Origin of the sequence: Sodalinema sp., from assembly GCF_046483825.1 — a bacterium.
GTDB lineage: Bacteria > Cyanobacteriota > Cyanobacteriia > Cyanobacteriales > Geitlerinemataceae > Sodalinema.
The window spans coordinates 1-22,453 of the sequence record NZ_JAWOCL010000224.1; the positions used below are offsets into that span (position 1 = coordinate 1).

General features: G+C 49.8%; 13 protein-coding genes. 9 read left to right on the forward strand and 4 right to left on the reverse strand.

Annotated elements, in window-relative coordinates:
- Positions 1-339: 339 nt before the first annotated feature.
- Complete coding sequence (gene cofH, locus R6U67_RS14630; protein WP_410253230.1) at positions 340-1,533, reverse strand: 7,8-didemethyl-8-hydroxy-5-deazariboflavin synthase subunit CofH; 1,194 nt, start codon at positions 1,531-1,533, stop codon at positions 340-342.
- Positions 1,534-1,598: 65 nt separating this feature from the next.
- Between cofH and R6U67_RS14635 the strand changes: the two genes are divergently transcribed.
- From R6U67_RS14635 to R6U67_RS14660, 6 genes are all read left to right on the forward strand, one after another.
- Positions 1,599-2,549 (forward strand): YbhN family protein, encoded by a 951-nt coding sequence (locus R6U67_RS14635; protein WP_410253231.1) that lies wholly within the window; start codon positions 1,599-1,601, stop codon positions 2,547-2,549.
- A 118-nt stretch (positions 2,550-2,667) separates the two neighbouring features.
- Entirely contained in the window at positions 2,668-4,146 is a 1,479-nt protein-coding gene (locus tag R6U67_RS14640; protein ID WP_410253232.1) for a SulP family inorganic anion transporter, read from the forward strand.
- Positions 4,147-4,194: 48 nt separating this feature from the next.
- Entirely contained in the window at positions 4,195-5,058 is an 864-nt protein-coding gene (locus R6U67_RS14645) for a universal stress protein (protein WP_410253233.1), read from the forward strand.
- 146 nt (positions 5,059-5,204) lie between these two features.
- Positions 5,205-6,263, forward strand: a complete 1,059-nt coding sequence (trpD, locus tag R6U67_RS14650; protein ID WP_410253234.1) for an anthranilate phosphoribosyltransferase — start codon at positions 5,205-5,207, stop codon at positions 6,261-6,263.
- Between the two features lie 56 nt (positions 6,264-6,319).
- Positions 6,320-6,556: a hypothetical protein gene (locus R6U67_RS14655; protein ID WP_410253235.1), complete on the forward strand. Its 237-nt coding sequence runs from the start codon at positions 6,320-6,322 to the stop codon at positions 6,554-6,556.
- Between the two features lie 168 nt (positions 6,557-6,724).
- Positions 6,725-9,385, forward strand: coding sequence for a DNA polymerase III subunit alpha (locus R6U67_RS14660; RefSeq protein WP_410253236.1), 2,661 nt, complete (start codon positions 6,725-6,727; stop codon positions 9,383-9,385).
- 20 nt (positions 9,386-9,405) lie between these two features.
- Here the strand turns inward: R6U67_RS14660 and R6U67_RS14665 are convergent, their stop codons facing one another.
- Positions 9,406-14,877 carry an AAA family ATPase gene (locus R6U67_RS14665; RefSeq protein WP_410253237.1) on the reverse strand — a complete coding sequence of 1,824 codons (5,472 nt, stop codon included), beginning with the start codon at positions 14,875-14,877 and terminating at the stop codon, positions 9,406-9,408.
- A 102-nt stretch (positions 14,878-14,979) separates the two neighbouring features.
- Positions 14,980-15,324: a hypothetical protein gene (locus R6U67_RS14670; protein WP_410253238.1), complete on the reverse strand. Its 345-nt coding sequence runs from the start codon at positions 15,322-15,324 to the stop codon at positions 14,980-14,982.
- A gap of 268 nt (positions 15,325-15,592) precedes the next feature.
- Here R6U67_RS14670 and R6U67_RS14675 point away from each other — a divergent pair, with 268 nt between their 5' ends.
- From R6U67_RS14675 to R6U67_RS14685, 3 genes are all read left to right on the forward strand, one after another.
- Entirely contained in the window at positions 15,593-16,936 is a 1,344-nt protein-coding gene (locus R6U67_RS14675; protein ID WP_410253239.1) for an OB-fold nucleic acid binding domain-containing protein, read from the forward strand.
- A gap of 176 nt (positions 16,937-17,112) precedes the next feature.
- Positions 17,113-18,372 (forward strand): methionine adenosyltransferase, encoded by a 1,260-nt coding sequence (gene metK, locus R6U67_RS14680; RefSeq protein ID WP_410253240.1) that lies wholly within the window; start codon positions 17,113-17,115, stop codon positions 18,370-18,372.
- 155 nt (positions 18,373-18,527) lie between these two features.
- On the forward strand, positions 18,528-20,066 hold the full coding sequence (locus tag R6U67_RS14685; protein WP_410253241.1) for a phosphomannomutase/phosphoglucomutase: 1,539 nt from the start codon (positions 18,528-18,530) through the stop codon (positions 20,064-20,066).
- Positions 20,067-20,125: 59 nt separating this feature from the next.
- Here the strand turns inward: R6U67_RS14685 and R6U67_RS14690 are convergent, their stop codons facing one another.
- On the reverse strand, positions 20,126-22,429 hold the full coding sequence (locus R6U67_RS14690) for a S8 family serine peptidase (RefSeq protein WP_410253242.1): 2,304 nt from the start codon (positions 22,427-22,429) through the stop codon (positions 20,126-20,128).
- Between the last annotated feature and the right edge of the window lie 24 nt (positions 22,430-22,453).

Consider the following 22,453-nt stretch of genomic DNA (forward strand, 5'->3'; position numbering starts at 1 on the left):
ATTAACTCAAAAAAAAACCACTAATTATTGACAATGTCAGGTTAGTGGATTATGCTGGAGGGCACGAAGCCCCCGTGCTTCAGCCGGGGGTGCTGACCTTTATGCAGCTTGACTCTGTGCCTTCCAGCATAATCCACTAACCTGACATTGTCAATAATTAGTGGTTTTTTTTTGAGTTAATGTCAGATTGGCAGAGCGGCGCTAAGTTTCGGATTTACATATATTTATTTAATTTCATATAAGTTTATGGTTGGAAAATCTCGCAAATAGTCCATACAGACAAGGAAGCGCCCATAATCTGTCTGCATGATTTTTGGGCCATAGAGTGACAATAGGGGGTTAATGGGCGATCGCCACCTCAAGAGAGTGATACAGCGTATCCCGTTGTTGGGGAGTTCGCCCCAGGGAACGGATAGCCGCTTGCAGGGTTTCGGGCTGCATACAGGTTCCCCCTTGAGCGCCAGCCATGGAGGTAATATGTTCCTCCATGAGCGTGCCACCAATGTCGTTACAGCCCCAAGAGAGGGCGGTGGTGGCGCCTGTTAGCCCCAATTTGACCCAACTCGGTTGATGGTTGGGAATCCATTGTCCTAGGAATAAACGGGCCACGGCGGTGAGTAATAAGGCATCTTCCAAAATCGGTTGATCTCGTCCCACCCGTTGCCGCAATGGGGCTGGGGCCTCTTGACCGATAAAGGGTAGTAAAATAAATTCCGTGATTCGGGCCGGATAATCGCGATCGCCGGCTCGTTGTTGCAGCGATCGCAACTTGCCCAAATGCCCCATCTGTTGCTGACGAGTTTCGATATGCCCCGATAGCATGGTACTCGTGGTGGGCATCCCCAGACGATGGGCAGTTTCGACAATCTCTAACCAGGTGGCGGTATCGGTTTTCTCGGGACAGAGAATGCGGCGAACTTGCTCATCTAACACTTCCGCCGCTGTTCCCGGCATCGACCCCACGCCCGCCTCTTGCAAGGCCGCAATGACCGCTGTATAACTCAGGTTATCCTGCTGGGCGATAAATTGAATCTCTTGGGGCGAAAACGCATGAAGATGTAATTGAGGAAACCCCTGTTTCAGATGCTGCACAAGATTGAGATAATAGGCCAGAGAGGAGCCATCCTGTTGCGCCTCGGGGTTCAAGCCTCCCTGCATACAGATTTCCGTCGCCCCTCGCTCAACAGCCTCCTGGGCCTTCTGCAACACCACATCGAGATCGAGCCAATAGGCCCCCGCTTGGCCCGCATCGCGGCGAAAGGCACAGAAGCTACAATGTTGCTGACAGATATTCGTGAAGTTAATATTGCGGTTAATAATATAGGTGACCGTATCGCCCACCTGTTGCCGTCGTAACTCGTCGGCAGCGTCGCGAATCGCGGCGATCGCCCCAGCATCAGTTTGTTCTAAGAGCGTTACCCCCTCCGCTTCGCTGATGGCGTTGCCTCCCAGGGCGCGATCGAGAATTGCATCTAGGGCCATGTTGGTCGTTCCCTGATGCGCGTCAAACCTTGTTAAATTGGACAGTCTCATAATTCAATTTCCTGTAGGACCAACGAGGAACAGCAAACCCGCCTCATGTTCGTCATTTTAACGCCGTGAAATCACTCCTACACCGCCTCAAACCCTATCTGCGTTGGTTCATTTTAGGGGCGACCGTCTTTTTCCTGCTGCAAACTCTCTATCAACATTGGAGTGAGGTGAGCCAAATTCGCCTACGGCCCCAGGCCAGCACTTGGCTTCTGAGTGCCTTAGCTGTTACCCTATTGGCTCATACCTGGTCTGGTTGGGTCTGGGGTTGGATTTTACGAGAGTTTAATCAACCCGTCTCCCAAGCCTGGGCGACACGGGTTTTCCTCAAAACCAACATTGCCAAATATCTCCCCGGCAATATCTGGCATTTCTATGGACGGATTCGGGAAGGGCAAAAGGCGGACTTATCGGGGGTGGCGGTGACGGCGAGCGTACTCCTCGAACCCCTGCTGATGGCAGCGGCCAGCCTTCCTGTGGTGTTATTTGCGGTGGGAGAGTCTCGGGGTTGGTTAGGCGGCTTGGCCTTGGTCGCCGTCTGTGTGGGCATTCATCCCCGGTTACTCAATCCTATTCTCGAACGGGTGGCTCGCATGAAACTCAAGGGGAAATCTCTCCCCAACGGTGATGTTAACGTCGCGGCTGACGAGTCTCCCCCAGCGGTTAAGGAATTTCGCATTCGTCGCTATCCCCTACGTCCTCTCTTGGGGGAGTTTCTGTTTGTGGGATTGCGAACCAGTGGCTTTCTCTTGGTTTGGTCGGCGATCGCCCCCATTTCTCCAGCCGATTTACCCCTCTTATTTGGCGGCTTTAGTTTCGCCTGGTTATTGGGGTTAGTGGTTCCCGGTGCCCCTGGGGGGGTGGGTGTTCTCGAAGCCACCGCTGTCTCGGTATTAGGAACCCGATTTCCCATGGGAACGGTTCTGGCGGCGGTGACGGTTTATCGCCTCATGAGTGTTCTAGCTGAAGCCGCTGGGGCGGGCCTGGCCGTGATTTGGGAAACTCGGGTTCAGGATTGAACTCGCCAACCGATTCAGCCCCAGGAGTGGGTTTCGTGGAGCCAACATGACCGCTATGGCCACAGGGCTATGGTATTTTTCTGATGCAGTTACGCAAATACTCGGCGTTGAACCTCTTATGTACTTAAATCTTGATGTTCTCAAACGAGAATGGTTCTCCAATGTGAAAGGCGATATCTTAGCTGGGGCTGTTGTGGGCCTGGCCCTGATTCCTGAGGCGATCGCCTTCTCGATTATTGCCGGTGTTGACCCCAAAGTGGGACTCTACGCCTCCTTTATTATCGCGATGGTGACGGCTGTTCTCGGTGGACGACCGGGGTCAATCTCGGCGGCGACGGGGGCGATGGCCTTGCTAATGATCGATTTGGTCCGAGATCACGGCTTAGACTATCTCTTAGCGGCAACCTTACTGACCGGCATTTTTCAGGTTATTTTTGGCTTCTTAAAACTGGGCCGACAAATGAAGTATGTGCCGAGATCCGTTGTTACGGGCTATATCAACGCCCTAGCGGTGTTGATTTTTCTGGCACAATTGCCGCAACTCACTAATGTTCCGCCGACGGTGTACGTGATGGCGGCCTTATCCTTGGCCATTATCTATATTCTGCCCCGTTTCACTCAAGCCTTTCCCTCTCCCCTGGTGGCGATCGCCGTCATGACCATCGCCAAGATTAGCCTCAATCTCGATGTTCCCACCGTCGGCGATATGGGCGAACTTCCTACCGCCTTACCGGTCTTTAGTCTGGCCAATGTTCCCTTTAACCTAGAGACGCTACAAATCATTTTACCGACCTCCCTCACCATGGCTATTGTGGGCTTATTGGCCTCGTTCCTCACCGCTACCCTGGTTGACGAACTCACCGATACTCCCAGTGATAAGAACCGGGAAGCCAAAGGCCAAGGTGTCGCGAACATTATCACCTCATTTTTTGGTGGGATGGCCGGCTGCGGTATGATTGGCCAATCTGTCATTAACGTCCAATCCGGCGGACGAGGGCGACTGTCAACGTTTGCTGCTGGAGTATTTCTCCTGTTTGCCATTTTGGCGTTGAGTAATTGGGTGCAACAGATTCCCATGGCGACTCTGGTGGCGGTGATGATTATGGTTTCCATTGGAACCTTCCGTTGGTCGTCGATTCAAACGATTTCCCGGATTCCCCGTAGTGAAACCGTGGTCATGCTAACGACGATGCTGCTCACGGTGGCGACCAAAAACTTTGCTTTGGGTGTCGCGACGGGAATTGTCATGAGTACGGTCTTTTTCTCTCGTAAAATTGCTGAGTTGGTCTTTGTTGATAAAGTCCTCAGTGATGATGGCAATCATCGGATTTATCGGGTTGCAGGTCAGATTTTCTTTGTCTCGATTGAAGAGTTTTTAGACTCTTTTGATTTTGATGAACTCGTCGATCGCGTCACCATTGACCTCACCCATGCTCACTTGTGGGATCAAGGGGCGGTTGCGGCGATCGATAAGGTGGTTCTCAAGTTTCGCCGTAATGGGGCGGACGTGGACCTGTTGGGCTTAAATGAAGCCAGTGCGACGCTTCTCGATAAACTGACGGTTCAGGAGGATCCAAAACTCATCAAACAATCCTAACGTCTGGCTAAGGGGGGAACCCCAATTTTTGTTACTGGCATACTTGTTATGAACTCTATTCTTCTCTGTACCGATGGTTCGTCATTTGCTGAAAAAAGCTATGACTATGGCAGTTGGTTGGCAAAGCGATTATCGGCAGAAATCTCAGTTTTGTTTGTCACCGATGTTCGCAGCCAACGGGTTGTTTCAACGGGGAATCTCAGTGGTAGTATTGGTCTTGGGGCTTCCCGAGAGTTGTTAAAAAAGTTGGTTGATTTAGAGCATGATAAAGCCAAAATCAATCACAAACGAGCGAAGTTGATTTTAACGAAAGCCAAACAAATCTTAAGTGATGCCGGAGTTCAAGACATCAAGCTGCTTCACAAAACAGGATTCTTGGTGGATTGTTTTCATGAATTTGAAGAAGATGCCGATTTAATTGTTCTGGGAAAACGAGGGGAAGCGGCAGAATTTGCTTCAGGACACCTGGGCGCAAATTTGGAACGGATTGTTCGCAGCAGCAAAAAGCCTTGTTTTGTTACCTCTCGGGAGTATCAGGAGATTGAGCGCGTTTTAATCGCCTATGATGGCAGTGAAACTGGCAAAAAGATGTTGCAGTTTTTGATTGAATCGCCTATTTTTAAGGGCTTAGATCTCCATGTGATTACGATCGCCCAAAATCCCGACAGTTCTCTAGGCATTACTCGCATTGAGGAGGCCCGTAATCAGTTACAAGAGGCGGGTTTAACTCCGGTTTGCTCCTTACAGACGGGAGAACCCGAGACGGTGATTAGCAAGTATGTCCAGGACTACAATATCCAATTGTTAGTGATGGGAGCCTATGGCCATAACCGAATTCGTCATTTGGTGATTGGGAGTACCACGGCCCAAATGCTGCGGGCCAGCAACATTCCCGTTCTGCTGTATCGTTAAATGGAGGACCATGAAACGGGGAACCGTGGCGGGATATGGAGTGACCTCAGATGAGGGAACTCATCCCTCGCCTGAGTGGATTGGCCAGAGAAGGCTTTTCAGCCACCCGGTTTTGTTTCATAATTGGGGGCAAACATTGAACAATTATGGTTGACGCTTCGACATCTGCGGCTACTCTCAATCCTTCGGTTCTGCTACAACAACTGCTTGATGGTCAGTCTCTGACGCGATCGCAGGCCAGTCAGCTCATGCAAGGTTGGCTCAAGGAGGAGATTCCCCCAGTCCTCTCCGGGGCCATCCTGGCGGCGTTGCAAGCCAAAGGGGTGGAGACGGAGGAACTGGTGGGGATGGCTCAGGTTCTGCAATCCCTCAGTCACCCGAGAACTGAGGCCCCCCTACCCACTCCCCGCATCGATACCTGTGGAACGGGAGGGGATGGAGCCTCGACGTTTAATATCTCCACTTGTGTCGCCTTTGTGGCCGCCGCTGCTGGAGTGGCGGTGGTCAAACATGGTAATCGCTCAGCGTCGAGTAAAGTGGGGTCGGCGGATGTGTTGGAAGCCTTGGGGATTCATCTCCAGGCTCCGGCGGAACGCATTGAGGCGGCGGTGTCTGAGGTGGGGGTAACGTTTCTGTTTGCTCCGGGTTGGCACCCGGCGATGAAGGCGGTGGTTCCGCTGCGGAAAACCCTGAAGGTGCGGACGGTGTTTAATCTCCTCGGTCCCCTGGTGAATCCGTTGCGACCGACGGGACAGGTGATGGGGGTCTATGATTCGGGGTTGTTGGAGACGGTGGCGAAAGCGTTAGGCCAGTTGGGACCGGAGCGGGCCATGGTGCTACATGGACGGGAACGTCTCGATGAGGCGGGATTGGCGGATATCACGGATTTGGCGGTGTTGGAGGGAGGCCAGGTGACCTCCAAGGAACTCAATCCTCGGGAGTTGGGCCTGGCGTTGGCTCCCACTGAGGCTCTACGGGGTGGGGAGATTGAGGAGAATACTGAGATTCTGCGATCGCTCCTGCAAGGAAAGGGGACTCAAGCTCAGCAAGATGTGGTGGCCCTCAATAGTGCTTTGGCTCTCCAGGTGGCGGGGACGGTTCCGATGGGAGACACGGCGGCGGGGTTGGCGATCGCCCGTGATGTCCTCCAAAGTGGCGCGGCCTGGGATAAACTAGAAACGCTAGTCCGCTTCTTAACGCCCTAGGCGACTCCTGAACTTAATTGTCTTGGGTTGGGAAGGAACAGATAGGAGTTATCCCCATGTTGCTTAACCCCGATACGGTTAAAAACGACATCGACCGCTTAACTGAGGAACAACTCCAGCAGGTCGCTGATTTTATTGCCTTTCTCAGATTTCGCGATCGCCGTCATCGTTGTCCTAACTCCCATCACCTGACATCTCTGGCACATGGGTTTGTTGAGGAAGACTCGCAACTGGCTCAACTCGGGATGGATGATTATGCCCAGATGTTGCAGCAAGAAGATGGGGTATCTTAAGGCCGAGTAGGGGCGAAAAATTTTTCGCCCCTACGGCTATTTGGGTCTTCAGGATATAGGGTGGAATTTGTTGCATTGGATAGAAAACTTTTAGGGAAACCCACCCCTACCCCCTCCCAGGAGGGCATTTTTCGCCCCTACTTAACTCTTAACAGGTCAGAATTAACAATGTCTTTTGTTGGCTTACATATTCATAGCGATTACAGTCTCCTCGATGGCGCCAGTCAACTTCAGCAGCTCGTCGATCGCGCTGCTGAACTGGAAATGCCCGCGATCGCCCTCACGGATCACGGCGTGATGTACGGCGCGGCGCAACTGGTGAAAATCTGCCGAGGGAAAGGCGTAAAACCGATTATCGGCAATGAAATGTACGTCATCAATGGCGACATTACCAAACAAGAACGCCGTCCCCGCTATCACCAAGTTGTCCTGGCTAAAGATAACATTGGCTATAAAAATTTAACCAAACTCACGACAATTTCTCACCTAGAAGGGTATCAAGGTAAAGGCATTTTTTCCCGTCCTTGTGTTAATAAGGACTTACTGGCTGAATATCGCGAAGGCTTAATCGTCACCAGTGCCTGTTTAGGGGGCGAAATTCCTCAAGCTATTCTCCGCGATCGCCTCGATGTGGCCCGTCGTATTGCCACTTGGTATAAAGAGACCTTTGGCGAAGATTTCTACATCGAAATTCAAGACCACGGCTCCCGTGAAGACCGAGTGGTCAATGTAGAATTGGTACGCATTGCGCGGGAACTCGACATTGAAATTATCGCCAGTAATGACTCTCATTATATCTCTTGTTATGACGTTGAAGCTCACGACGCGCTGCTGTGCATTCAAACTGGGAAATCCATCATTGAAGATAAACGGCTGCGTTATAGCGGTACAGAATACCTGAAAACCGCTGAGGAAATGGCGCAACTGTTCCGAGATCACTTAGAGGATGAGGTGATCCAAGAGGCGATCGCCAATACCCTAAAAGTCGCCGACAAAATTAAACCCTATGACCTCTTTGGCGACACCCGGATTCCCGACTTTCCCATTCCCTCCGGCTACACCGCCGACACCTATCTCGAAGACGTCACTTGGGCCGGCTTACTCGAACGCCTCAACGCCAAAAGCCGTAGTGAGATAAACCCGGAGTATAAAGAACGGCTAGAATTTGAACTAAAAATGATGCAACAGATGGGGTTCTCCACCTATTTCTTGGTGGTCTGGGACTACATCAAATTTGCCCGAGATAATAACATCCCCGTGGGTCCTGGACGGGGTTCAGCGGCGGGTTCTTTGGTGGCTTACTCCCTGCGAATTACCAACATTGATCCCGTGCATCATGGCTTACTGTTTGAGCGGTTCCTGAACCCAGAACGCAAGTCAATGCCAGATATTGATACCGACTTCTGCATCGAACGTCGCGATGATATGATTCAATATGTCACGCAGCAATATGGGGTGGATCGAGTGGCGCAGATTGTCACTTTTAACCGCATGACCTCCAAGGCGGTTTTAAAAGACGTGGCGCGGGTGTTAGATATTCCCTACAAACAAGCCGATCAAATGGCAAAAATGATTCCGGTGTCGCGAGGAAAACCGGAAAAATTGAAAGTGATGATTTCCGATGCAACCCCTGCACCGGAGTTTAAAGAAGCCTATGATAGTGACCCCATTGTGCAACGGTGGCTGGACATGGCCATCCGCATTGAAGGAACCAACAAATCAACGGGAGTTCACGCAGCGGGGGTGATTATTTCCGCTGACCCCATTGATGAAATTGTCCCCTTGCAACGGAATAAAGATGGGGGAATTACGACCCAATATCCCATGGAAGATTTAGAATCGATGGGGATGTTGAAGATGGACTTTTTGGGGTTAAAGAACTTAACCACCATTCAGAAAACCTTGGACTTAGTCGAACAAAGTCAAGGAATCCACATTGACCCTGATGAATTAGCGATTCATGAACGCAAAGGTCAAGCGATTCTGGCGCGGAATCCTGAGAGTCAATTACCGAAAGATATCCAAAAAACCTATAAACTCCTAGCTGAAGGGAAGCTAGAAGGAGTGTTTCAGTTGGAATCCTCGGGGATGCGCCAGGTGGTGCGGGATTTGAAACCCTCTTGTATTGATGATATTTCTTCAATCCTTTCACTCTACCGTCCGGGACCGTTGGATGCGGGTCTGATTCCCAAGTTTATTAACCGCAAACATGGTCGTGAGGAGATTGTTTACGACCATGCCATGTTAGGGTCGATTCTTAAGGAAACCTATGGTGTGATGGTCTATCAGGAGCAGATTATGAAAATTGCTCAGGATATGGCGGGGTATTCCTTGGGGGAAGCGGATTTACTGCGTCGCGCCATGGGGAAAAAGAAAATGGCGGAGATGCAGAAGCATCATGGCATTTTTATTGATGGTTGTGCCAAGAATGGGGTGGATAAAAAGACGGCTGAAGCGCTGTTTGATCAGATGGTCAAGTTCGCTGAGTATTGTTTGACCTATGACACGGAAATTTTGACGGTGGAGTATGGGGTGTTGCCGATTGGTCGCATTGTTGAAGAACAGATTTCTTGTCAGGTGTATAGTATTGATTGTTATGGCCATGTTTATACTCAACCCATTGCACAATGGCACGATCGCGGCGTTCAAGAGGTGTTTGAATATACCCTAGAAGATGGTCGCATCATTCGCGCCACGCCAGACCACAAGTTTATGACTGAATCCGGTGAAATGTTACCCATTGATGAGATTTTTGAGCGAGGCCTCGATCTCAAACATCTCAATATTGAGTTAGACTTACTCCCGGATTTATCGTTAGCCGTGGTTTAGGCGTGGTTTAAGCCTTACGGCTAGATGGATTGGATGGGAATCTCAATGGTAAATTGGCTTCCCTGGCCGGGTTGCGTATCACAGGATAACTGACCGTTATGTTGGTCGGTGATAATTTGATAACTAATGGAGAGTCCTAATCCTGTTCCTTGTCCCACGGGTTTAGTGGTGAAGAAGGGGTCAAAGATTTTCTGAGACACGTCCTCACTCATCCCCGGTCCATTGTCGCTAAACTGAATTTGGATGCGGTTGGCATCAATCATGGCGGTTGTAATGGTAATCTTGGGCTGAGTTTGCTCAGTAAAGGGAAGTAAGGCATCAATCGCATTATTGAGAAGGTTTAAAAAGACCTGATTGAGTTGACTGGGGTAACAGTTGACTCGTGGTAACTCCCCATAGGTTTTGTGAATCTTAATCCCCGGCTGTTGTCCAGGAGGATTGAGGCGGTGTTGGACCAGGGAGAGGGTGCTATCGAGTCCTTCATGGATGTCTGCCATCTTAGATTGAGATTCATCTAAGCGGGAGAAGTTCCGTAAGCCGAGGATGATACTGCGGATGCGATCGCTCCCCTTTTGCATGGAGTTAAAGATATCATGAATATCTTGATAGAGAAAATCCAGGTCAATGTCTTCGAGTCGTTTGGCAAGAGATGGCTTGAGAGACACCACCTCATTTTGATAGAGTTCGATGACTTCTTGTAAGTCGTTGAAATAGTCACGAGCATAGACGATATTCCCACCAATAAAGCTGATAGGATTATTGATTTCATGGGCCAAGCCAGCCACCATTTGTCCTAGACTTGACATTTTTTCAGTTTGAATCAGTTGGGTTTGCGTCCGCCGTAATTCTATCAATGTTGATTCTAAATCTTGGTTTTTCTGTTGTAGTTCCTGAGTGCGCTCGGCAACTTTATCTTCGAGATGATGGTTATACTCGGTTAGGCGACGGTAGAGGCGGGCATTTTCAATGGAAATTGCCGCTTGTGCTGAAAGGATTTTTAAGATTTCTAGGCGATCGCGTGTAAAGGCGCCTTGAGTGAGATTATTCTCTAAATACAACAGTCCCAAAACGGTTCCCTGTTGCACGATCGGTAAACAGAGAATCGATTGAATCTGACGGGACTGAATGTAGGGATCTTGGCTAAAAAGCTCCTCGTCCACGGCATGGGAGAGAACTACAGACTCTTGAGTTCGTTGGACATAGTGAACCAGTGAGAGGGGAAGTTGAGTTTTTGAAATAGCTAACGGTTCAGTTTCAACCTGAACCCTGATGTTCGACTCAATTTGACCTGAGGCAGCAATCTGTAACGTACCCTCTTCTATTAATAACAAATAGCCCTGTTGCGCCCCAGCATTTTCTAAGGCTAAGCTCATTAATTGCTCTAATAACTGAGGCAAGCGAATTTGTCCAGAGAGAACCTGAGTTGCTTTGAGAACCGTCCCCAAGTCCAACATATCATTGGAGTGGGCTGAATGAGTTAAGGTGCTTTGATTGACCGTCACTTTTGCATTCGGATTGCTATGGCTGAGGGTGATTTTCGGCGAGAGACTTGAGGAACTATAGTCCTGTTGCAACACAGTGCGATGTAACGTGGGATGCTCTTGCAATAACGCTTTCATTTTAGCGGTTGCCCCCCAGCGTTCATAGGCATAGTAGGCGTCTTGTAGATAGTGGTTGGCGATTTTCTCTCGGCCCAAGCTGTAGTAAAAGTCAGCGGCCCGTTCGGCGGCGATCGCCACTTCAGCCAGGAACCCCTCTTGTTGGGCCGAGGCGATGGCGCGATCGTAATAGTCCATGGCCGCTGGGATGTGGCCCTGAAGACGAGCCTGTTCGGCCTGAATCAGGTCCCATTTACTTTGATAATTCTCTGGTGCCGCCTGTCGCCATATTTCAATTTGAGCGGTGTTGGCCTGAATGGAGTCCCAGGCGATCGCCTGGTCTTCGGGAGATAACTCCGGATAGATGGCACAATTGATGAGTGTGTCATAGACATGGTAGTAACAAAAGAGCAACGAAGACAACGCCGAGTTCTGATAGTCTCCGGCTAGGGGATATTTCTCTTTCACTGTTGGCCAATCTTTAAAGATATAAGCGAGAAAGGCTTCTGCAAAATAGAGAAAAAACAGCAACATTCTATTTTGCGCAATCTCTAACGTGGCGCGATCGCTCGGTCCAAAGTACTCCCCCGCCAATCGCAACCCATTTGGCGCGTCTCCTTGTAAATTCTGCACCAATTGCCGCCAAATTCTCGCCGGATACAAGCCATGATCCTGTTTGATTTTCCCCAACAGTTCCAGATACAGGGTTTGTTTCTGTGCCACCTCCGGTAACGGCATTCCTATAACCACCATATAGCCCGCCGACCACATGGCACAGTAAGCGGCATAGACCACATCGCCAATATCCATGCCCATGGCGACAGTTTCATCTAAAGCAGAAATCGTCAAATAATGGGGTTCCTTCCAATGTTTATTAAAGGAATTGAATAACATATGAACCTTACATTTGAAGGCATCGGACGGATATTGCTCTAAAATTTTTAACGAAATTAGACCAGCATAATAGCTAGCTTCAATATTGTGGTCTGGACTGCCAATCATGCCATAGGAATAGGCCGCTAAGGCGGAGTGGCCAAACTGCAAACAGAGGTTACGACCATTCACAACAATATGAGGCAATAACTCAGGACGAGCTTGATAGGCGGGGCCACTGACGATCGCCAAAATCCGTAATACAGCCAGTTGATACGGATCCCTCATTTCTGGATAGTTAGCGAGTTCTTCCAAGGTGGGAGTTGTTCGCACTAACTCCAACTTATCGGAATTAACCTCTAAGGGATGTCCCAGCAACTCTAACACTAACAAGGCTGTATCTAATGCCTCTAGCATTTGATTTTGAGCGATAAAAAATTGAATTTTTAATTCATAAATCTTAACTTTATCGAGGAGTGTTTTAGCTTCTTTGAAGACGATTTCTGATAGCACTTGTGCTTCAGAAAATTGTGCTTGGATGTAGTACACATCCACCGATTGGGTGTATAACTCTAACGCCAGTTTGTAGTCTGTTGTCCAGACATGATCCGGTAACAGTTGACGGCCAACATTGAGATATTCTAAGGCTGAGGCGTAGGCAGCGGCGGCTTTGGCTTTCATCGCCGCATCTAGGTTTAGCTGACTCAATTGACGGCGTTCAGCGGGATCATCAATTAAACTCGCACCCAGATTGAGAGCATTGACAATATCAAATAGACGTTCCTCTACGCCTTCTGAGCCACGATACTCGAGTAATCGTCGTCCCACCTGTAAATGGACTTCTTGTTTACAAGCATCGGGAATGAGGGAATACGCCGCCTGTTGGACGCGATCGTGGAGAAATTTATAGACAATGGCGTTCCCCGACTCTTCAATTGCCTCTGGCATCGAATCCTGATGATTTACCTGATGATTTACCTGATTATTTAAAGGAATCACTAGCCCCGCGTGAATGGCACTCCAGAGTTCCGCTGCACTTCGGGCCAGGGGAATCACTAAACCGGCATGAATAGCACTCCAAAGTTCCGCCGCTGTTTGAGCAACGGAGGCATCATTAACAATCGCTAAAATATCTAAATTAAAGTTATTACCGATGCAGGCTGCCAGTTGTAAGAGATGCTGTGTTGAAGCGTCTAACCGTTGAATTTCATAAGCCATCAGTTCAACCACGTTTTCCGTGATATCGATGCTCAGCAACTGTTCTAGGTTCCAAAACCAAGACGCTGTATCTTGATGATATTGTAATAGATTTTCACTGTAGAGATGCTTAAAGGTTTGAGTAATAAAAAACGGATTTCCTTGAGTCTTACTGAGTAATAGTTTAGAAAGAGGTTCAACGGTGGACTGGGGTTGATTGAGGGTATCACCCACCAGACCATTAACATGGTCTAAGGTGAGGGGTTTGAGAGTGAGCGTCTCAACAGTAATCCCATCTTGTTGAATTTTAGCCAGAGTTGTCATGAGTGGGTGACTGAGGCTGACTTCATTATCTCGATAGGCACCTAACATGAGTAAATTATGACTATCGGGATCAGCAATTAGCAGGTGAATTAGCTGTAATGAAGCTGGATCTGCCCATTGTAAGTCATCGAGAAACATCACCAGGGGATGTTCTGGCTGGGTAAAAACCTGAATAAAGGCACGAAACACGAGATTAAAGCGGTTTTGTGCTTCAGTAACCGGGAGGGAAGAAACAGCCGGCTGAGTGCCAATAATGAGTTCAATTTCCGGGATGACATCGGTAATAATTTGCCCATTTTTCCCTAAAGCCTGAGTGATTTTATCACGCCAACTGAGAATCTCCGCTTCAGTTTCTGTCAGCAGTTGTCGCACCAGTTCTCGAAACGCCTGAATTAGACAGGCGTAAGGAATATTTCGTTGAAATTGGTCAAATTTCCCACTAATAAAATAGCCTCGCTGACGGACAATGGGTTTGTGAACTTCTTTGACGAGGGCTGATTTACCAATCCCGGAGTAGCCGGCCACTAAGAGCATTTCCGAGGGACCTTGACTGATGCGATCAAAGGCATCGAGGAGTTGTTGAACTTCGGCATCTCGTCCGTAGAGTTTTTCAGGAATACTAAAGGTTCCTTGCTGATCTTGGCTGGCCAACTCAAACATTGGAATATGTTGTGTTGTTGTCCACTGTGTTAGACAAGTTTCTAGGTCCTTTTGGATTCCATAACTACTTTGATAGCGATCCTCTGCGGTTTTTGCCATCAGTTTTAGAACGATCGCCGAAACCGATTCAGGAAGGTCAGTACGCCGTTCATGGGGAGGACGCGGCGGTTTAGCAATATGACAATGGATCAGTTCCATCGGATCGTTCGAGTCAAAGGGGAGATGGCCGGTGAGTAATTCATAGAGCGTCACTCCTAGGGCGTAAAAATCTGAGCGATAGTCGATCGCACGATTCATACGACCCGTTTGTTCCGGGGACATATAGGCTAAGGTTCCCTGAAGAACGTTAGGACTACTAACACAGGGATTTTCTTTGCCAAGCCGAGAGGAGATGGAAAAATCAATCAGTTTCAGTGCTTGGGTTTGAGGGTTAAAGACAATATTTTCTGGCTTAAGATCCTTATGAATTAAATGCTGTTGATGCAGTTGTCCTAACGCGATCGCAATCTTCTGGCCAATGCGTAAAGTTTGTTCGAGATCTAGGCTATTGGGGTTAAGCCAATGGGTTAAATCTCGGCCTCCAAAATCTTCTAAAACCAAAACCGGTCGGCCCTGCCATTGTTGGAGTCCATAGGGCTTAACAATGCCGGGACAATCAAGTTGGCAGACGAGATCATGTTCATATCGCAATCGGGCAATGTCCGCCGCCTTCGGATGGTCTGCCAGTAAGGTTTTGAGGATGACAGGACGCTGTTGCGGGTCTTCGATGGCCCGATAAACAATGGTGGTGGGATTTTCCGATAGGGTTTCGAGGACTTGATACTGTAACAGTTTCAACATGGGGGTCAGAACCGAAAGGAAATAGTAAAGGAAAGGTCCTGGGGAGAGGTTGTAGAAACGAGGTGGGGTTGAGGTGAGGAGCGAGTGTGTAATCAGGGATCGTTAATGGGGCGATCGCAGCCTATTGAACCACCGTAACATGCCTTCTATACCAGCCCAAACCAAAACCACGGGAATAAACAAGCGTAGATACCAGGGAGACAGTTTTCCGTTCCAGGGTAGGCCTTTGCGGTAGCGAATTTGGTCGGCCCAACGACGAAGCACGAGGATGGTTGGTTCTTGCAAGTCCCAAATTTGGCAGTAGGGGGCCTCACTCCCAGACGCATCGATGAGGCTGTTCACGGCGCGACGGGCCGCTTCGTTGGCCGCTTCCATAGTCGCTAAGTCTGTGTTGGTACGGACATAGTCCGAGGCTAGGAACAGAAAAGCCGCGATTGACCAGTTCATGGGCGGCACTCATTCCGACAATGCCCCCTCCGAGAATGATTACTTTGGTCATAGGATCCTCATAAGGCTATAGGGGTTGTCTGGATTCAGGAGTCAACTCTTGTTTTATAACTTATATTCGGCTCAGATCGACTTGTGTTAAGTTTTTTTAGGTTTGAGTCTCGTTTGGGAACAGTGTTGGAAACCTAAGATCTGTCATTGCCTGTGTCTGAGCCGGTCTGTTAAGATGGCCATCTAGCCTCGTGTTTGGCATTTGGGAGTCCCGGTTATGGTTAAAATTTGCTCGCGCCGTCGAGTTGGTGTTCAACAGGTTTACGATATTGGGGTCGCAAAAGACCATAATTTCCTCTTAAAAACGGGTCTCGTAGCCTCCAATTGCTTCAATAAATCTCACTCGATGGCCTATGGCTATGTCACTTATCAAACGGCTTATTTAAAAGCCAATTATCCGGTGGAATATATGGCGGCGTTATTGACCGCCAACAGTGGTAATCAGGACAAGGTGCAAAAATATATTGCCACTTGTATGAGTATGAATATCACCGTGCAACCGCCGGATATTAATCATTCCAATGTGGATTTTACGCCGGTGGAGGGGCAAAAGATTTTATTTGGACTCTCGGCGGTGCGAAATTTGGGTCAGGGGGCGATCGATTGTATTTTGAGAGCGCGAGAGGAGGGACCCTTTGAGTCGTTGGCTCAGTTGTGCGATCGCGTCGATCTCCACGCCGTCAACCGCCGGGCCTTGGAAGCGTTGGTCCAATGTGGCGCTCTCGATCGCTTCAACCCCAATCGCAAGCAACTGATGGAACATCTCCCCTTGGTGATTGATTGGGCTGGATCTCGCGCTAAGGAGCGCAGTGTGGGCCAGTTTAATCTGTTTGACCAACTCGGGGAAGATCCTCAAAATAACCAGGATGATAACGGCTTTGATGGGGTTCCTCAAGCACCTCAGGTGGCAGATTATCAGCCGATGGAGAAGTTGAAGCTCGAAAAAGAACTCCTCGGCTTCTATGTGTCAGATCATCCCCTGAAACCGATTCAGAAAACCTCACGATTGCTGGCCCCGGTGAACCTCAATGAAATGGAAGACCAACATGAGAAGGTGATGGTGAGTGCCATCGTCATGTTGAGTAGTCTCAAACCGATTGTCACCAAAAAGGGCGATCGCATGGCCATTGTCCAACTCGAAGACCTCACCGGACAAGTCGAGGCGGTAGTATTCCCCCGCACCTATGAGCGGGTTCACCAACATCTGATTGAAGACGCGCGGCTGATTGTCTGGGGGAAAGTCGATCGCCGTGATGATAGCGTGCAATTGATTGTCGAGGATGCTGAACCCATCGAACGGGTGCAGATGGTCTTAGTTAAACTCAATCCTGAACAAGCCGGGGATATCCAGCAACGTCATCAACTGCGGGATGTGTTGCGATCGCAGGTTCCCGAAGACAGCAAACCCAAAGTTCCAGTGATTGGCGTGATTGCGGCGGGCCATCAGCGTCAACTGGTGCGGCTGGGCCATCAGTTCCAGGTGATGGACTGTGATCAGGCGGTGGCGGCCCTGAATCGGGCCGGTTATCCCGCTCGTCGCCATTCTTTGGCCAAAGTATAGGGGAAGTCTTCGCCGCCTGGATATAGGGCAATTCCAGTGGGGATTCTGATCCCCTCTCAACTCAGACGAATAATAAACCTGATACCATAGCAAATTACCGTGGTTGGATAGGGTTGGGTTTGAACGATATCAAGTCCCTGCTGCGTTCAACATTTGATTTTAAGGAGGAACAGTCATTGTCTCGCCGTTATTTGTTTACCTCGGAGTCCGTCACTGAAGGACATCCTGATAAAATCTGCGATCGCATCTCCGATTCCATCCTCGATGCATTGCTGGCCCAAGATCCCAAAAGTCGTGTCGCGGCGGAAGTCGTGGTCAATACGGGGTTAGTCTTAATTACCGGAGAAGTTAGCACCCAAGCCAAAGTTGATTATGTCAAACTGGCGCGAGAAAAAATTGCCGAAATTGGCTATACCGACGCGGAAAATGGCTTTTCTGCCAATAGCTGCTCAGTCTTAGTTGCCCTCGATGAACAATCCCCCGATATCGCCCAGGGGGTCGATGCGGCCCAAGAACGGCGCGAACAGGCGAGTGATGCGGAACTCGATGCTGTCGGTGCCGGCGACCAGGGCCTCATGTTCGGCTTTGCTTGTGACGAAACCCCGGAACTGATGCCGCTTCCCATTAGTTTGGCTCACCGACTCTCTCGCCGTCTGACTCAGGTGCGTAAATCCGGTGATTTGCCCTATCTCCGTCCCGATGGCAAAACCCAAGTCACGGTGGTGTATGAAGATGGTAAACCCGTGGGGATTGATACGATCCTGATTTCGACGCAACATACCGCCAGTATTGAGGGGATGAGCGACGAGAAAGCGGTGCGCGATCGCATCCAACAAGACCTCTGGACTCAGGTGGTGCAACCGGTGTTTGGCGAAATGACCGTTCAACCGGACGAGAAGACTCGTTTTCTGGTCAATCCCACCGGTAAATTTGTCATTGGCGGTCCCCAAGGGGATTCAGGACTCACAGGACGCAAAATCATTGTCGATACCTACGGCGGCTACTCCCGTCACGGAGGCGGGGCCTTTTCCGGCAAAGATCCCACCAAAGTCGATCGCTCCGCCGCCTACGCCTGTCGCTACATTGCTAAAAACATTGTCGCCGCTGGCTTTGCCGAAAAATGCGAAGTTCAAGTCAGTTATGCCATTGGCGTGGCCCAGCCGACCAGTATTTTCATTGAAACCTTTGGCACCGCTAAAGTCGATGAAGAGAAACTGCTCGGAGTGGTTAACGATATCTTTGAACTGCGTCCGGCGGGAATTATCCAGGCCTTCAATCTCTCCCGTCTCCCCAGCGAACGTGGAGGACGCTTCTTCCAAGAAACGGCCGCCTACGGCCACATGGGACGCACTGATTTAGATCTGCCCTGGGAACATACCGATAAAGTCGAGGCCCTGAAAGCGGCGTTGACTCCCGCTGTCTCCGCTGGACGTTAGGATCTAACTCATTCTAGGTTGAGTCTAGGTCTAACTTGGGGCGATGGCGATCGCCCCAAAAATGCTAGTCTATGGCATTGGTAGTCTACGGCATTGATGGATAGAGGCAAATCGTCTATGGTGATTGCCATTGCCCTATCCATCCCACAAGCCTTATGAGTGCTACCCTACAAAACATCAACTGGACTAAACTGCAAAACGGGTCTGACATTCGCGGCGTTGCCCTTCCCGGCATCCCCGACGAACCCGTCAACCTCACCCCAGATATCGCCGAAACCCTCGGCAAATCCTTTGTCCGCTGGCTCAGTGAAACCCTCAACAAACCGGCCAGCGACCTAACCATCAGTTTAGGACGAGATAGCCGCCTCTCCGGACCTGACTTAATGGCCGCCACCACAAGCGCCATCCGCAGTCTTGGCTGTCGCGTCTATGACTTCGGTTTAGCCTCCACCCCGGCTATGTTCATGAGTACCGTCAGCCCCGACTTCAACTGCGACGGGGCCATCATGCTCACCGCCAGCCATTTACCCTTCAACCGTAACGGCTTCAAATTCTTTACCGGCGAGGGAGGATTAGGCAAACCCGATATTAGCGCCATTCTCAAATTTGCCGCTGATCAAGACTTTCCCGAACCCGCCGAAGGCGGAACGATTGAGACTCGTGATTTCATGGGGGTGTATGCCGAAGGACTCGTCAAATTAGTGCGAGAAGGGGTCAATCATCCGCAACAGTTTGAACAGCCGTTAAAGGGACTTCATATTATTGTTGATGCTGGAAATGGTGCGGGTGGCTTTTACTGCGATCGCGTCCTCAAACCCCTAGGCGCAGACACAACGGGCAGCCAATTTTTAGACCCCGACGGGACATTTCCCAACCATGTCCCCAACCCAGAAAATGAAGCCGCTATGGCGGCAATTTCCCAGGCTGTCTTAGCCCAAAAGGCTGACTTTGGCATTATCTTTGATACCGACGTCGATCGCGGCGCAGCAGTCGATCCCCAAGGGCAAGAACTCAACCGTAATCGCCTCATCGCCTTGATTTCCGCCGTTGTCCTCAAAGAACATCCGGGTTCGACCATTGTCACCGACTCCATCACCTCCGAAGGCTTAACCACCTTCATTGAACAAGACCTAAAGGGCGTGCATCATCGCTTCAAACGGGGCTATAAAAATGTCATCAACGAGGCAATTCGTTTAAATCACGAAGGTCAAGAATCTTGGTTAGCCATTGAAACCTCGGGTCATGGGGCGATGAAGGAAAACTATTTCCTAGATGATGGCGCTTATCTCATTACTAAATTGTTGGTTGAGTTGGCTAAATTAAAATTAGAAGACAAAGCCTTATCGGATTTAATTGCCAATTTGCAGGAACCCGCAGACAGTGCGGAGTTACGCATGAAAATCGGCGTTGAGGACTTTAAAGCCTATGGCAATCAGGTCATTGATGCCTTAAGCCAGTTTGCCGAGAGTCATGACGGCTGGCAGGTGGTTCCCAAGAACTATGAAGGGGTGCGCGTCAGTTGTCAATCCCCCGAAGAACAGGGCTGGTTCTTGTTACGTTTGTCGTTGCATGATCCAGTTATTCCTCTAAATATCGAATCCAATGTTGAGGGAGGAGTGAGTCAGATTGCGAAGACACTTTTGGGATTCTTAAAACAGTTTGACAAGCTGGATTTGTCGGCATTTGAAGGTTGAGGAAAAACCCGACAACCCTAGATAGGGGACAATGGATTGATCGTTGTCCCCTGCCGCGATTAGCCCGAGTTGATGAACATAAAGTGGTCGGGGTTAAGGCTGGCTGAATCCACCTGATTGAGAATCGCGAGAGTCTCGTCTCCTGCTTGAATGAGGGTATTCTCTGCCGCTTGAACCCAGGTCACCGACTCAACCGTTAACCCCTGGGAGAGTCCGAGACGATCCTCTCCCACTGTAAAGTCCTGAATCAGATTTTCACCCCCATCTGGGCGCAGAACAAAGACATCCTGACCCTCGCCACCAATGAGGGTATCATCTCCCAAATCCCCAGATAGAACATCATTCCCAGACCCCCCAATTAGGAAATCATCCCCATCCCCTCCAACGAGAGTATCATGGCCCGACCCGGCTTCGAGGGTATCATGACCCGCCCCACCAACCATGAGATTATCACCGCGTTGATTCATCAGGTACGTTTCCTGGTCTGGGTTCCCCCAAATCGTGTCATCCCCATCCCCCCCAAAGACAGCCACAATTTGGGTTTCTTCATCCAGGATTAGGGGTTGGCCGGCCAGGCGACTGGGGGATTGGCGCGTGAGATCAATCCAACTATTAGAGCGAATCGCCGCTGCATTGAGGAGATGCTGTCCTTGGCGATTTTCCAAATATCGTCGGTCTGGGTCGAGGGGAGCGCCATAGTCTGGAGTATAGATATAGCTCTGATTGGCGATCGCCTCATCCCCATAGACCCGTAAATCCCAGCGATTCAAGGTTCCTAGCGTCGTCCCTTGCGTATTCTCAACCGTGAGAATCCAATCTCCCTCGCTGCGTTCACCCCAATTGAAAGTACTGCTAAACGTGAAGTTAATCCCCTGTTGATAGGAGCGTCCTAAGTTCAAGAAATAGGGGTTTAGGGTAAAAGCCGTCGGATTGTCCCGAAACTCCGAGAAGCTGACCTGGCCATTCGTGCCAATCTCAAGTTCTTGTAGTTGCGGACCGTTAAAGAGGAGACTCTCGGTTCCGCTGGGGGAGGTCAGGGTGATGATTAAATCTTCAATGGAGTCATGGGAAATATCGATATCAATCTCGGTATGTTGCAGTTCAACCCCAGCGGGGAGAGTCAGGGTTTGGGAGACCTCACTCAAGCCAACGAGGGTAACGGGAACCGTTGAGGTTTGACTGAGGCTGGCCTCCGTCTCCCAAGTTCCTTGAACCGATGTATTCAGGGGTTGTAATACCCTCTGTTGTGCGGTCCAAGTTTCCGACAGCCGCACCGCCGCATGAGCATCGACCCGACCAAACCCATAGTCATGATTAACATGAAGACCTCCCCCGTTCCAATTGACGGCCCCATTAAAGCGCCAATCGGGATGAGTGACGTGATTTTGGCGAGCGGAGTAAGCAAGAATTTCTTGCACATCCCGATAGCCAAGATTCGGGTTCGCTTCTAGCATCAATGCAACCACCCCGGAGACCATCGGTGCAGCGGCGGAGGTTCCGTTAAAGGTGTTGGTATAATTAAGGTCTGCCAGGTTTTCACCGTTGGAGAGGAAACGTCCCCGGTTAGACCCATAAGGTCCCATCAAATCAGTGGTGACAATCGTCCCAGGACGTCCCTGGCTGGGATCTCCATCACCAAAGGCGGACACGAGTAAGTTAGACCCTTGATTGCTATAAGGCGCGGCCACGCCATAACCATCGATCGCCGCGACAGCGATGGTGTAACGTGAGTTGACAACATTGTTGTAGTTAGCGTGATAGCCTAGACTCTCGCGCTCATTCCCCGCCGCCCAGACAAAAACGGTTCCCATCCCGTCACGACCGGAGATAATTCCTGTCTCAACGGAATCTTCCATCCAGGCTGTCGACTCCTGATTGGACTTCCAACTGAACGGATATTTCGGTCCCCAACTATTATTAGAAATGTCAAAATTGGCTTGAGCCAAGAGAGACTGTTCCGTCACATTTGAACCCAACGGTAGGAAAAACGTATTAAACTCAAATCCCGTTATTTCTGAGTTGTAGGCAATTCCCCTGGTTCCTAAGCCATTGGCGGCTCCCGCAATAATCCCGGCTACGGCGGTTCCGTGGTTGTCCATCCAAAATAGAGGAGTTCTGAAAGGTAGCTGTTTGGCTTCTAGGAAGTTAGGGGGATGGTTACTCTGAAGATTTTCATGATCGGCTTGAATTTTTGAGTCAATGATGCCAATTCGGACCCCCCTCCCACTATAATCATCCCAAACATTAACGGTATTGGGGTTTTCATCGATTAGATTTAAATCGACCCCAGGCGTACGTCCCCCTTGACCGGTGTTGTAAAGGTACCACTGTTGAGGAAACAGCGGATCATTCGGTAGTTGCATGGTCACCCTTAGATCTCCAAATAT

Bases quoted from the DNA above. Each gene is read 5' to 3' on its own strand.
- R6U67_RS14690 (WP_410253242.1), bottom strand. From the start codon at position 22,429: ATGCAACTACCGAATGATCCGCTGTTTCCTCAACAGTGGTACCTTTAC.
- R6U67_RS14675 (WP_410253239.1), top strand. From the start codon at position 15,593: ATGGTTAAAATTTGCTCGCGCCGTCGAGTTGGTGTTCAACAGGTTTAC.
- R6U67_RS14670 (WP_410253238.1), bottom strand. From the start codon at position 15,324: ATGAACTGGTCAATCGCGGCTTTTCTGTTCCTAGCCTCGGACTATGTC.
- cofH (WP_410253230.1), bottom strand. From the start codon at position 1,533: ATGAGACTGTCCAATTTAACAAGGTTTGACGCGCATCAGGGAACGACC.
- R6U67_RS14665 (WP_410253237.1), bottom strand. From the start codon at position 14,877: ATGTTGAAACTGTTACAGTATCAAGTCCTCGAAACCCTATCGGAAAAT.
- R6U67_RS14655 (WP_410253235.1), top strand. From the start codon at position 6,320: ATGTTGCTTAACCCCGATACGGTTAAAAACGACATCGACCGCTTAACT.
- R6U67_RS14685 (WP_410253241.1), top strand. From the start codon at position 18,528: ATGAGTGCTACCCTACAAAACATCAACTGGACTAAACTGCAAAACGGG.
- R6U67_RS14660 (WP_410253236.1), top strand. From the start codon at position 6,725: ATGTCTTTTGTTGGCTTACATATTCATAGCGATTACAGTCTCCTCGAT.
- trpD (WP_410253234.1), top strand. From the start codon at position 5,205: ATGGTTGACGCTTCGACATCTGCGGCTACTCTCAATCCTTCGGTTCTG.
- R6U67_RS14645 (WP_410253233.1), top strand. From the start codon at position 4,195: ATGAACTCTATTCTTCTCTGTACCGATGGTTCGTCATTTGCTGAAAAA.
- R6U67_RS14640 (WP_410253232.1), top strand. From the start codon at position 2,668: ATGTACTTAAATCTTGATGTTCTCAAACGAGAATGGTTCTCCAATGTG.